Annotated in this window: 14 protein-coding genes; all 14 read left to right on the top strand. The window is 32.5% G+C overall.

What is annotated here, in order from left to right; all coding sequences use genetic code 11:
* Entirely contained in the window at nt 1-1,053 is a 1,053-nt protein-coding gene (locus Q0787_RS04800; protein ID WP_298901114.1) for a hypothetical protein, read from the top strand.
* A complete protein-coding gene (gene rfbB, locus Q0787_RS04795; RefSeq protein ID WP_298901113.1) occupies nt 1,034-2,062 on the top strand; it encodes a dTDP-glucose 4,6-dehydratase in 1,029 nt (342 codons plus the stop codon). Before Q0787_RS04800 ends, rfbB begins: the two co-directional genes overlap by 20 nt.
* Entirely contained in the window at nt 2,062-2,916 is an 855-nt protein-coding gene (gene rfbA, locus Q0787_RS04790; protein ID WP_298901112.1) for a glucose-1-phosphate thymidylyltransferase RfbA, read from the top strand. Before rfbB ends, rfbA begins: the two co-directional genes overlap by 1 nt.
* A 5-nt stretch (nt 2,917-2,921) precedes the next feature.
* Nucleotides 2,922-3,473, top strand: coding sequence for a dTDP-4-dehydrorhamnose 3,5-epimerase (gene rfbC, locus Q0787_RS04785; RefSeq protein WP_298901111.1), 552 nt, complete (start codon nt 2,922-2,924; stop codon nt 3,471-3,473).
* Nucleotides 3,463-4,323 carry a dTDP-4-dehydrorhamnose reductase gene (rfbD, locus tag Q0787_RS04780; protein WP_298901110.1) on the top strand — a complete coding sequence of 287 codons (861 nt, stop codon included), beginning with the start codon at nt 3,463-3,465 and terminating at the stop codon, nt 4,321-4,323. Before rfbC ends, rfbD begins: the two co-directional genes overlap by 11 nt.
* A gap of 100 nt (nt 4,324-4,423) precedes the next feature.
* Nucleotides 4,424-5,542 carry a GDP-mannose 4,6-dehydratase gene (gene gmd / locus Q0787_RS04775; RefSeq protein WP_298901109.1) on the top strand — a complete coding sequence of 373 codons (1,119 nt, stop codon included), beginning with the start codon at nt 4,424-4,426 and terminating at the stop codon, nt 5,540-5,542.
* On the top strand, nt 5,543-6,931 hold the full coding sequence (locus Q0787_RS04770; RefSeq protein WP_298901108.1) for a hypothetical protein: 1,389 nt from the start codon (nt 5,543-5,545) through the stop codon (nt 6,929-6,931).
* 2 nt (nt 6,932-6,933) lie between these two features.
* Complete coding sequence (locus Q0787_RS04765; RefSeq protein WP_298901107.1) at nt 6,934-8,403, top strand: MBOAT family O-acyltransferase; 1,470 nt, start codon at nt 6,934-6,936, stop codon at nt 8,401-8,403.
* A gap of 12 nt (nt 8,404-8,415) precedes the next feature.
* The gene (locus Q0787_RS04760; protein ID WP_298901106.1) at nt 8,416-9,996 is read left to right on the top strand and encodes a hypothetical protein; all 1,581 of its coding nucleotides are present in this window, start codon (nt 8,416-8,418) and stop codon (nt 9,994-9,996) included.
* Nucleotides 9,989-11,035, top strand: a complete 1,047-nt coding sequence (locus Q0787_RS04755) for a GDP-L-fucose synthase (protein WP_298901105.1) — start codon at nt 9,989-9,991, stop codon at nt 11,033-11,035. The genes Q0787_RS04760 and Q0787_RS04755 overlap by 8 nt, the downstream gene beginning before the upstream one ends.
* Nucleotides 11,013-11,825 carry a 3'(2'),5'-bisphosphate nucleotidase CysQ gene (cysQ, locus tag Q0787_RS04750; RefSeq protein WP_298901104.1) on the top strand — a complete coding sequence of 271 codons (813 nt, stop codon included), beginning with the start codon at nt 11,013-11,015 and terminating at the stop codon, nt 11,823-11,825. Before Q0787_RS04755 ends, cysQ begins: the two co-directional genes overlap by 23 nt.
* Before the next feature lie 10 nt (nt 11,826-11,835).
* A complete protein-coding gene (locus Q0787_RS04745) occupies nt 11,836-12,291 on the top strand; it encodes a DUF2061 domain-containing protein (RefSeq protein ID WP_298901103.1) in 456 nt (151 codons plus the stop codon).
* A 1-nt stretch (nt 12,292) separates the two neighbouring features.
* On the top strand, nt 12,293-12,895 hold the full coding sequence (gene cysC, locus Q0787_RS04740; RefSeq protein ID WP_298901102.1) for an adenylyl-sulfate kinase: 603 nt from the start codon (nt 12,293-12,295) through the stop codon (nt 12,893-12,895).
* Nucleotides 12,888-13,793, top strand: coding sequence for a sulfate adenylyltransferase subunit CysD (cysD, locus tag Q0787_RS04735; protein WP_298901101.1), 906 nt, complete (start codon nt 12,888-12,890; stop codon nt 13,791-13,793). The genes cysC and cysD overlap by 8 nt, the downstream gene beginning before the upstream one ends.
* Nucleotides 13,794-13,807: the final 14 nt, after the last annotated feature.

Here is a 13,807-nt window from a genome sequence, read left to right as displayed (position 1 = left end):
ATGAGTGAAAATTTACCTAATAATAATCCAAATGAAGACGTCGATTTAGGGATTTTATTTAACGCTATTGGAAATTTCTTTACTAAGATATTTGATTTTATATCAAGTATTCTCAAGGCTATTTTCTCTTCAATAATATACTTAATCAAAGCTGTAATTGAAAACTTCAAATTAATTTCGATTGTGGTGTTATTGGCTTTAATTCTTGGATATGGTTTAGAAAAAATAAAAGAACCTGTTTTTTATTCTGAGATGTTAGTAAAACCTTACTTTAATTCAAAGTATCAATTGGTGTCTAACATAGATTATTATAATTCTTTGCTAGAAAGTGAAAACTATACGAGTTTGGGTGTTATTTTTGATCTTCCCGAAGACGATTTAAAAACAATTAAAAAGTTTGAAATAGATATAGGTCCTGAAACCGAAAATCAACTCATTCAGGAATATGATAAATACGTAAAATCTATTGACAGTATTAGAGCTCAAGACGTTAGTTTTGAAGACTTTGTTGATAACAGGGATTTATACTCAAGCGATCTTTTTAGCATCAAGGTGGAGTCTACCAAAAGAGATATTTTTAAAGATTTATCAAAAGGCCTAGAGAGCACCTTCAATAACGACTACTCAAAAAAAATGATGCGTGTTAGAGATTCGACTATAGCCATTAAGAAATCCATGTATTTTGAGGACCTAAGAAAAATAGATTCCCTACAAAAAACATACATAAAAATATTAAACCAAGAGTCTGAAAAAGGAACTTTGTCTATTGGAGTAGATGGTCTTTTGCCAATTACTCAGGAAAGAACACCAACCAAAGAATACGATTTATTTAGAAATGAAATTAATATTAGAGATTCTATAAGAGTATTAGACCAATTAAAGATTGAGGAAAATGTATATTATGATGTATTATCCGATTTCACGGATATTGGCTTGAGATCTAATGAACTCTCTAAGAAATATGCGCTAATATTTCCAGCATTAGCCATCATAGCTTTATTTTTAATGTATGTAGCAACTAAAGTGATAAAGTATGCCAGAGAATATGAATAATAAAACAATTTTAATTACTGGAGGAGCAGGTTTTATTGGGTCTAATTTTATTCCATATTTTTTAAAAAATTACAACACTGTTAAAGTTATAAATTTAGACAAGCTCACTTATGCAGGTGAGCTTTCTAATTTAAAAGAAATTTCAACACACGAGAACTATGTTTTTGTAGAAGGTGATATTTGTGATAGAAACTTAATCGAACAGCTTTTTGAAACTCATGATTTTGATGCAATTATTCACTTTGCCGCAGAATCTCATGTGGATAACTCTATTGAAAAACCAGATGAATTTATCAAGACCAATATTTTTGGAACATTTAATCTTTTAGACGTTGCAAAAAATCACTGGATGGAAAGTTCAAACAAATTTAAACCTGGATGTGAATCTAAACGTTTTCACCATATTTCTACAGATGAAGTCTATGGAACATTAGGAGAAACAGGATTGTTTACTGAAGAAACATCATATGCGCCTAACAGCCCATATAGTGCCTCTAAAGCGTCTTCAGATTTTATAGTAAGAAGTTATTTTCACACCTACGGAATGAACGTAGTCACAACGAATTGCTCTAATAATTATGGACCAAAACAACATAATGAAAAGTTGATTCCCACAATTATAAGAAAAGCAATTAATGGTGAACAAATTCCTATCTATGGCGATGGTAAGAATATTAGAGATTGGCTTTACGTTCTCGATCATTGCAAAGGAATAGATTTGGTGTTTCAAAATGGAATATCTGGAGAAACTTATAATATAGGTGGCCGAAATGAAAGAGACAACCTGTATATAGCTAATAAAATATGTGAGCTATTAGATGAAATAAAACCAGGACAACAGTCATACAAGAAACAAATAACATTTGTAAAAGACAGACCTGGTCACGATTTTAGATATGCCATTGATGCCTCTAAGATTGAAAGCGAATTAGGCTGGCAAGCAGATGAGAACTTTGAAACAGGAATAAAAAAAACAATCAATTGGTATTTAGATAAATATAAAAACTAATGAAAGGAATTATTTTAGCAGGAGGCTCTGGCACAAGGTTACACCCATTAACAAGAGTTGTAAGCAAACAATTAATGCCTGTTTACGACAAACCAATGATCTATTATCCATTAACAACGTTAATGTCTGCGGGAATTAGAGAGATTTTAATTATCTCAACGTCAAAAGATACTCCGAGATTTAAAGAATTACTTGGTAATGGAGAGGATTATGGATGTGTTTTTGAATATGAAGTTCAGGAAAATCCAAACGGTCTAGCAGAAGCATTTATAATTGGTGAGTCTTTTGTAGGTGATGATAAAGTCGCACTAATTTTAGGAGACAACATATTTTATGGCTCAGGTTTAGAAGAAAAACTTAGACAATTGAACGATATCGATGGAGGAATTATTTTCGCATATCATGTTCAAGACCCGCAACGATATGGTGTAGTAGATTTTGATGAAAATAACAAAGCACTTTCAATAGAAGAGAAACCAACAAACCCAAAATCAAACTACGCGGTACCAGGAATTTACTTTTATGATAATTCTGTCATCGAAATAGCTAAAAACATAAAACCAAGTGCTAGAGGGGAACTAGAGATTACAGATGTAAATAAAACGTATCTAGAACAAGGAGATTTGAAAGTTCAAATTTTAGACAAAGGAACAGCGTGGCTAGACACAGGGACCTTTAACTCCCTTATGCAAGCCTCGCAGTTTGTTCAGGTTATAGAAGAACGACAAGGACTAAAAATAGGCTGTATTGAAGAGACCGCCTATAAAATGGGGTTTATTGATAGAGATCAACTTACAAAGTTAGCAGAACCCTTACTTAAAAGTGGTTACGGAGCATACTTACAAAACTTATAGTTGCTATGACTGTAGAAGAAACACACCTCAAAGATTGTTACGTTATAAACCCTCAGGTGTTTAAAGACAATAGAGGCTATTTTTTTGAAAGTTTTAATGCAGATAAATTTCAAAATATAACAGGTTTAACTATCGATTTTGTTCAAGATAATGAATCTAAATCCAGTAAAAATGTCTTAAGAGGACTGCATTTTCAAATTGGTGATTATGAACAATCAAAGCTTGTTAGAGTTGTCAAAGGAGCCGTTATAGATGTATGCGTTGATCTAAGAAAAGATTCACCAACATTTAAACAATCATTCTCAATAGAGCTTAACGAAGACAATAAAAAACAATTATTTGTTCCAAAAGGCTTTGCACATGGTTTTGTGGTGTTAAAAGACGACACGATTATTAACTATAAATGCGATAATTTTTACCATAAACTGTCGGAAAGAGGAATTATATTTAACGATAAAGATTTAAATATAAATTGGGGAATTTCTGAAGGCGATGCCATACTTTCTGAAAAAGACATAAAATTACCAACACTGTCAGATTATTTAAATGAAAAGTAAAGTTTTAGTCACTGGAGCCAATGGTCAATTAGGGAAAACAATAAAAGAGATTTCTAGTAATTATATTGAATCTATTACTTTTGTTTTCGTTGAAAAGTCAGAATTAGATATTACTAAAAAGGATGAGGTCGACCGCTTTTTTAAATTAAATGATTTTGATTACTGCATCAATTGTGCAGCCTATACCAATGTGGATTTAGCCGAGACTGAAATAGAAATAGCATTAGATGCTAATGCTAACGCTGTGAAACATTTAGCACTTAGTTCCAAAACCTATGATGTTACTTTAATTCATATCTCTACAGACTATGTTTTTGATGGGACTAACACGAGACCATATAAAGAAGACGACACTACCAACCCAATAAATCAGTACGGTGAAACCAAACTTTTAGGCGAACAATACATTAAAGAAAACCTAGAAGATTATTTTATTATCAGAACCTCATGGTTATACTCTAAATTCAATAAGAATTTTGTAAAAACGATTTTCAACAAATTGAAAACCGATGAGAAGCTCACCATAATTACGTCACAGCAAGGCACACCAACCAGTTGTTTAGACTTATCAAACTTCATTGTTTTCTTGATTAAAAATACGATTAAAAATTATGGTGTCTATCACTTTTCAGCTAGAGGAAATACGACTTGGTATGGCCTAGGGGCTCACATATCGGCTTACCTAAACAAAACAACAAATGTTTCACCAATAGAAGATTATCCTTCAAAGGCTAAGCGTCCACAGTATAGTGTTTTGGATAACCAAAAAGTAGAGACGCTTACTAATAAGCCTCTTAAAAATTGGGAAGAAAGTGTAGATGAAGTTCTTAAGAGTTTATCACAGCATTAAGCTTCGCTTTATTGTGTGATAAATAGCGACAAAAATCATACATTTGCAGATTAATAAATAGATCCACATTAGGATTATTTTAATGTTTTAAATTGAAAAAATGCAACAAAAAATAGCATTAATTACAGGCGTAACTGGTCAAGATGGAGCTTATTTAAGTGAGTTCTTATTAAAAAAAGGATACATAGTTCACGGAGTTAAGAGAAGGTCATCATTGTTTAATACAGCAAGAATAGATCACTTATATCAAGATCCACATGAAGAAGATCAAAATTTCATATTACACTATGGAGATTTGACAGATAGTACTAACCTAATTAGAATTATCCAAGATGTAAAACCTGATGAAATTTACAACTTGGCAGCCATGAGTCATGTACATGTGTCTTTTGAAACACCTGAGTATACAGCCAATGCAGATGGTGTTGGAACATTAAGACTTTTAGAAGCGGTTAGAATTCTTGGATTAGAGAAGTCTACAAGAATATACCAAGCATCAACGTCAGAGTTGTATGGGAAAGTTCAAGAAGTACCTCAAACAGAAACCACTCCTTTTTACCCAAGAAGTCCATATGCAGTTGCTAAAATGTACGCCTATTGGATTACAGTAAATTATAGGGAAGCCTACGGAATCTATGCCTGTAATGGAATCTTATTCAATCATGAATCACCTATTAGAGGAGAAACTTTTGTTACTAGAAAAATAACTAGAGCAACATCTAGAATAGCTTTAGGTCTTCAAGATAAAATATATCTAGGAAACCTAGATGCCCAAAGAGATTGGGGACATGCAAAGGATTATATTCGAATGATGTGGATGATTTTACAAGCTGATACTCCTGAAGATTGGGTTATTGCTACAGGTAAAACAACATCAGTAAGAGATTTTGTTAGAATGAGCTTTGATCATGTTGGAATTGAACTAGAATTTAAAGGCAAAGGCTCAAATGAAAAAGGCTATATCAAATCTTGTAGTAATCCAGACTACCAGGTAGAAATAGGAAAAGAAGTGGTGGCTGTTGACGAAAAATATTATAGACCAACTGAAGTTGATTTACTTATAGGAGATGCAACAAAAGCAAGAGAAAAGCTTGGATGGATACCTAAGTATGACCTACCAGCATTAGTTGAAGATATGATGTCTAGCGATATTAAGTTAATGCAAAAACAACAATACTTAAAAGATGGTGGTTATAGAATTAAAAACTACTTTGAGTAAATGAAATACAATAAGTCAGGTTTTTTAGTTCTTTTCTTTGCGATCATTACTGTGACATGTTTTTGTTGTGCCGACTCTTCTGCTCAGCAAGAAGATATAAAACATACAGGCATAGACAGAACATTATATCTACTTAATAACAGCACTAAAGAACAACCAAACCAAGTAGAGATTTTGTTTTATGGGCAGTCTATAATTGGTGGTATGAAAACCAGTTTATTAGTAGACTCTCTTAAGGCACGTTTTCCTTATGCAAAGATTACATATAAACACAAACCTATAGGAGGATTTACCATACCAGATTTAACCAAAACGGTTCAACATGATGTATATCAAGAAAATCCAGATCTTATCATTTTCCATGCCTATGATGGTATAGAAGACAGTCTTTATGATGCCTTTATTAAAAATATAAGAAAACAAACTCCTGCCGATATTTTATTATTGGACCATCACTATGTTTGGGATACACCAAGTGATCGACTAGAGTCTATAAATAAGTCTCACGATTTTGATTCTAAGGCTATTCAAACCATAGCGAAAAAATACAATTGCGGTTTTGTTAATGTAAGGGAGCAATGGAAAACACATTTAGAAGAAAATACAATATCACCAAACCAATTAATGGGGAATACAATAGATCCTAATGTACACCCAAATGAAAAAGGTAATAGATTATTGAGGCAAATAGTGCTTTCAAAATTCCCAAAATCTGATGCTATAGATTATAACATTAAGGAAGAAAACTTAAGAATAATAATCCAGCCTAATCAGTTAGATAAGGATATCGAAATACCTTCAACTACTACTAATGTAGAACTTGTTTTAGAACGTTCAATAAGAAAAGTTGATACGTGTTATGTTGAGGTATTTATAGATGATAAAAAACCATCCGAGTTTCGAAGCTCTTATCATATAGAAAGACCTTCAAAAGGGTTTGAAAGCTGGATGCCAGGCATAAGCCGTGTTACTCTTGGTAAACCATTTCCTATTGAAGAAGAATGGACGATAACTATTTTTGATATGGATAGAGAACATCAAACATTTAAGTTTAAACTAGAAGGAGAGAAAACAGGATTTGATGGCGAAGGAAACAATACTGAAAAGTTTTTATCCAACTCTAAAAGAATACGTATCAATGGAGCTGATTTCAATCTATTCAGAATAGAAAAAATTTTAAAAAACGAAACACCAGAAAACTTTAAAATTAAATTTAGAGTTAATCAAATCATAAAAGACACAATTAAGCTAGAGCCAGATGTAAACAAGTACAAATTATTTAGATCTAATAGCGCTCAACATCAAGCCCACAAGTTAAAGATAAATGTTGTTGGGGATCAACCTAATATTAAGCATTTAATGATTTCAACGCCTTATATAACAGACTAACCATGTTATTTAATTCTATAGATTTTGCAATATTTTTACCAGTAGTTTTAACACTCTACTGGGTTGTTTCCAAAAACTTAGTTTCTAGAAATGTTTTGATCCTTGTGTCAAGTTATTTTTTCTATGGTTGGTGGGATTGGCGATTTCTTATTTTAATAGCAATTAGCTCCTTAGTAGATTATTCGGTAGGCCTTAAAATGCATAAGACCGATAATTCCAAAACTAGAAAGCGACTCTTATTTGTGAGCTTGTTTGTTAACTTAGGCTTCCTTGTTTACTTCAAGTACACCAATTTTTTTATTGAAACTTTTGTTGATGCATTTACATTATTTGGAAGAGAGATGGAAATCTCAACTCTAAATATTATTCTTCCTGTTGGGATTAGTTTTTATACATTTCAAACCCTAAGTTATACTATAGATATTTATAGAAAACAACTTGAGCCTACAAAAAATGCTTTAGCCTTTTTTGCTTTTGTCTCCTTTTTCCCTCAATTAGTAGCAGGTCCAATCGAGAGAGCTTCACATTTATTACCTCAATTTTTTAAAATCTATAAGTTTAATTATGAAAGGGTAAAATCTGGTTTGCTTTTAATAGCATTTGGGTTGTTTAAAAAGATGGTAATAGCAGATAGAGCTGCCGTAGTCGTTAATCAGGTGTATAATAATCCTGAAGCCTATCAAGGCATTGACGTCGTGTTGGCAACCGTTCTTTTTGCTTTTCAAATTTATTGTGATTTTTCAGGTTATTCAGATATAGCGATAGGAACAGCCAGAACTATGGGGTTTGATTTAATGAAAAACTTTGATAGCCCTTATTTTTCAAAGTCCATTACAGAATTTTGGCGCCGCTGGCACATTTCACTCTCTACTTGGTTTAGAGATTATGTCTATATTCCGTTAGGAGGTAGCCGAAAAGGTAAATACAAGACATATTTTAACCTGTTCTTGGTGTTTTTGCTAAGTGGTTTATGGCATGGCGCAGCTATAAATTTTGTGATTTGGGGAGCGGTTCACGGACTAATAATAGTATTAGAAAAAGCAACATATAAAAACAGAAAAAAAGTATACGCCAAACTAGGTCTAGATAAAAAGCAGTTTTCTAACAACCTCTTTTTTTCAATTGTAACCTTTATCATTGTTTGCTTCGCATGGATATTTTTTAGAGCAGACACGTTTATTAATGCTAAACTTTTAATCAAAAATATTTTTGTAAATAATTATGTATCTGTCGTTTCAGATTCTATTTACAACTTAGGACTAGAAAAAACACATATGATTCCGCTTTTTGTGTTTATTGTATTATTATTAGTTTTTGAAATTATCCATAGTCGTAAAAATGTCTTGTCTTTTTTTAATAAGCAATCCATTATCTTTAGGTGGCTTTTTTATATTATTATCGTGTTTACAATTATGCTTTATGGTGTTTATGGAGATGACGACACTTCACAATTTATTTATTTTCAATTTTAAATCTAAAGTGTAATGAGTAAACTATATATAAAATCAATCATATTCTTAATCATTACCGTAATACTGGTTAAAGTTATTGATCGCTATTGTATCCAAGATGAGTTTTTTCATACCACATATAATAATTTTTTAAATGAGGATAACGACTATGATTTTGTGTATATGGGGAATTCACTATCTCAAAGAACATATAATACAAGGTATGTAGATAGTATACTTCACACTAAAAGTGTTAACATTGGCAGTTCTGCACAACACTTTGCTATCACCAAGGCAATATTTGATCACTTTATTGAAAATGAAAAACTGCACCCAAAACAAGTGTTGGTTATTGAAATATCGCCATGGCAATTTAAAAAATATGAAACCGAGCGATTAAAATTTCTTCAAATGGCAGCTTTAGATGAATTAAAATTCTCTAAAGAATACCTATCGTTAATAGGAAAGTTTTACGAGCCTACCGAGTACCCTAGAGCTATGAGTCCTACGATTAGATTTCACGATAATCTATCAAAAGAGCTTATTGAAACCAGAAACAGAACAGACTACTTAAGCAAAGCTAACATTGATGGTTTTGAACTTAATGAATCACACATCTTAAAAGAAGAGTTAAAGAACAAGAAAAAGGATTATAAACAAGTAGCATCCGAGTATAGCACTCTGGTTGATAACGCTTCAGAAATTAAATTAGATGCTGAAAGTGAAGACTTGATTTTGGGGATTATAGAAAAATGTAAAGAAAAGAACATAAAATTACTTTTTGTTACAGCTCCTGCTTTAAACATGATCTACGAAAAGAATGAATATGGAAAAATGAAGTACATTGAAACATTCTTAAAATCTCATAATGCAACACATTTTAATTTTAACCGAATTTTTAATCAAATCAATTTAACGGCAAATGATTTTAGTGATTTATCTCACCTAAACAAGTATGGAAACAGAAAACTTGCGCCCATTCTGCTAGATTCGATCACCACATCGTTTGATATTAAAAGGGGAGTTAAAAATGATGTTTCAGAAAAAAACACTTCGGAAAAAGAAGTACAACCTGAAACCACTAAAAATATCACGAGTGATAACATTAAAGGTTGGAGTCGTGTAAATACTCTAATTAAAAACACTGATTTAATTTATAATTCTAAAGATAGCATAAGCCATATTTCAAGGCACGAAGATTCTAAAAATGCCTATGTGAGAGTTAAAGGAATAGGATCAAAAGAGGATGCAGATTACGGGGTTAGTTTTACAGTAAAAAAAGGAGATTTAGGAAGTTATTTTGGTTTAAGAATATCAGGAGTATATCCAAATAGAGTAGATGCTATTTTTGATCTGGAGAAAGGTGTAGTAAAAGGTGTAGCGGCGGCAGGAGATTTTAAAAATGAAAACGCAAGTATCAAATCATTAGGAGATGGCTGGTATATATGTTCGTTATCCGGAAACGCAAATACCACCAACTTACATGTTATATTTGGTCCAACAGATAAAGACAGACAAGTACCAACTTGGGAAGGAGGCACTAAAAGCACCAATGATGTTTATCTCGTACCTAATAGTATAGAATTTATGAAACCATCTTTTGAAAATGAATAAGAACTCAAAAATTTATGTTGCTGGCCATAGAGGTCTTGTTGGGAGTGCATTATTAGAAAACCTTCAACAAAAAGGATATACCAATATTGTTACAAGAACCCATAAAGAACTAGACCTAACTAATCAAGTTGCTGTTGCCGAGTTTTTTAAAACAGAAACACCAGAATATGTGTTTTTAGCAGCCGCAAAAGTTGGAGGCATAATAGCAAATAATGTCTATAGGGCAGATTTTATATACGCCAATATGATGATTCAAAACAATGTAATTCATCATAGCTACATTAATAATGTTAAGAAGCTGCTGTTTTTAGGAAGCACATGTATCTATCCTAAAAATGCACCCCAACCAATGAAAGAAGATTATCTTCTTACAGACGTTTTGGAGTATACAAATGAACCTTATGCGATTGCGAAAATTGCTGGTATCAAAATGTGTGAAAGTTACAACTTGCAGTATGGCACAGATTTTATTTCGGTAATGCCTACCAATTTGTATGGTCCTAATGATAATTTTGATTTAGAAAAATCACATGTACTTCCAGCCTTAATAAGAAAAATCCACCTTTCAAAACTATTAAGTGAATCAGCATTTGACGAGATATTGAAAGATACAGGACTATCAACTATTGAAGAGGCAAAAACATATTTGTCGTCCTTTGGGGTATCAGAAAACACGGTTGAGATATGGGGAACAGGTAAACCAAAGCGCGAATTTTTATGGTCTAAAGACATGGCTGATGCTTGTGTGTTTATTATGGAACATAGAGGTTTTAAAGACACCTTTTTAGAAGGCGAAAAAGAAATAAGAAACACGCACATCAATATTGGTACAGGAGAAGATATTTCAATTAAAGAACTGGCCGAAACCATAAAAAATGTTATAGGTTACAATGGCTCGCTTGTGTTTAATACAGATAAACCAGATGGTACACTTAGAAAACTAACCGACGTATCTAAGTTACATGCTTTAGGGTGGACGCATAAAATGAAATTAGAGAACGGAATAAAACACATATATGATTGGTATAGAAATAAATAAAAACTTACAAACTGCCATAGAAGCATCACTTAAAGCGGGAGATGTTATTATGCAAGTTTATGATACGGCGTTTGATGTTGAACTTAAAGATGACAAATCTCCTTTAACTGAAGCCGATAAGAAAGCAAACGATGTTATTAACTCATATTTAGAACCTACATCTATTCCTATTATTAGTGAAGAGAATAAGCAAACCGATTTTACGATTAGAAAGACATGGTCTACTTGCTGGGTTGTAGACCCCGTAGATGGCACCAAAGAATTTATAAAGCGTAACGGCGAATTTACAGTTAATATCGCATTGGTTAGAGAAGGAAAACCTATATTAGGAGTTATTTACGTTCCTGTTGTGAAAACATTGTACTTTGCTAATGTAGAACAAAATAAAGCATACAAATGCGAATTGAAGGAACATGATACATCGTTAGCTTCAATTAGTGAAAATGCTATCCCGCTTCAACCTAAAACCAATACATCTCAATTAGTTCAAGTTGTAGGAAGCAGATCTCATATGAGCCAAGAAACTTTAGATTATGTTAATGATTTAAAGGAAAAAGACTATGATGTTGAAATTGTATCTAAAGGAAGTTCACTTAAATTTTGCTTAGTGGCCGAAGGCAGTGCAGATGTGTATCCAAGATTTGCACCAACAATGGAATGGGATACAGCAGCCGGACAAGCCATTTGTGAGGCTGTAGGAGTTGAGGTTATTTCGAAAGAAACAAATGCATCATTACTTTACAATAAAGAAAACTTATTAAACCCATGGTTTATAGTTTCTAAGAGTTAATATCTTAACTATGACTACTTACAAGAAAGAGTCGCATATTAGAAGTCTCTTAAAAGGGATTTCATGGAGAATTGTAGCAACTACAGATACTATTTTAGTTGTTCTGCTCATTACTTGTATTACAGGACATTGTAGTATTGAGAACGCTATCAAGATAGGTTCTATAGAATTTCTTATTAAATTTTTAGTGTATTATGTTCATGAGAGAATATGGCAAAGAGTGTTGGTGCATAAAACTGTAAAACAAAAACAAACACTACAAAAAACAATTTCGTGGCGCATTATTGCCACTTCAATGACCTTTGTAATTTCAGGGTCTGTCTTAGATGCTTTTGATGAAATAGCATTATATATTGCACTTACAGAATTATTTACGAAATTCGCATTGTATTACTTACACGAGAGACTTTGGCTAAAACTCCCTTTAGGCAGAATTAGACATTTTTTTTTCGGTAAAAAAAGATAACATGTCAAAACACATTATTCCCCATAGCTATCAGGTTTCTAAAAACGACAGAATAGCAGCTAATAAACACGGCTCTTTTTTAATTTGGTTTACAGGCCTTTCTGGTTCTGGAAAGTCCACCATTGCTAACTTAGTTGAAAAAAAACTTTTTGAAAATGGAGTAAAAACATATGCTCTTGATGGAGATAATATTAGAAAAGGTATTAATAAAGACCTATCATTTTCTCCAGAAGACAGAAAAGAAAATATTAGACGTATAGCCGAAATAGCCAACTTAATGATTGATGCAGGACTAGTTGTTTTAGCAGCATTCGTTTCTCCATATAAAAAAGACAGAGAGAACATCAGAACTATCGTTAAAGATGTTAACTTTGTCGAAGTTTATATAAACACAAGTATTGAAGAATGTGAGCGACGAGATGTTAAGGGGCTTTATAAAAAAGCAAGGGCAGGAGAAATAAAGAATATGACTGGGATTTCGGCGCCTTATGAAGCTCCAGAAACTCCAGATATTGAGATAAAAACTGAGGATGAATCTATAGAAGATTCTGTAAAAAGAATAGTAGATTTAATAACAACAAAATTACAACTCAACAATGAGTAAGTATTATTTAAATTATTTAGACGAATTAGAAAGTGAGGCCATTTATATTTTACGCGAAGTATGGGCTCAGTTTGACAATCCAGTAATTTTATTTTCAGGAGGGAAAGATTCTATTTTAGTAACACATTTGGCTAAAAAAGCATTTTATCCTGCTAAAATTCCTTTTCCATTAATGCACGTCGATACAGGTCATAATTTTCCTGAAACGATTCAGTTTAGAGATGATATTATTAAAGATTTAGGTGTAGAACTTATTGTTGGTTCTGTACAGGAATCTATTGATGAAGGTAGAGTTGCCGAAGAAAAAGGAAAAAACGCTACTAGAAATGCGCTTCAAATCACAACCTTACTTGACGCTATAGAATACAATAAAATCGATTGTGCTATTGGAGGTGGACGACGTGATGAAGAAAAAGCAAGAGCAAAAGAGCGCTTTTTCTCGCATAGAGATGATTTTGGACAATGGGATCCAAAAAACCAACGACCAGAATTGTGGAATATTTTTAATGGAAAACATTTTGAAGGTGAACATTTTAGAGCGTTTCCAATTAGTAACTGGACAGAAATGGATGTTTGGAACTATATTAAAAGAGAAAACATTGCTATTCCGTCATTGTATTTTGCACACGAAAGAGAAGTGGTTTGGAGACAAGATAGCTGGATACCAAACTCAGAGTTTTTAGTTCTTGAAGACAACGAAGAGATTGTAACTAAAAAGATAAGATTTAGAACCTTAGGCGATATTACCATCACAGGTGGGATAGAATCTGATGCCGATACCCTAGAAAAAATAGCAGATGAAGTTTCTGGAATGCGTCAAACCGAAAGAGGAAATAGAAGTGATGATAAGCGTTCTGAATCGGCAATGGAAGATAGAAAACGTCAAGGATACTTTTAAAAAGAAATTAAGCT

It is taken from the genome of uncultured Psychroserpens sp., assembly GCF_947492715.1.
Lineage (GTDB): Bacteria > Bacteroidota > Bacteroidia > Flavobacteriales > Flavobacteriaceae > Psychroserpens.
The sequence above is the reverse complement of the archived record's forward strand: the minus strand, read 5'-3'. Positions and strand labels throughout refer to the sequence as shown.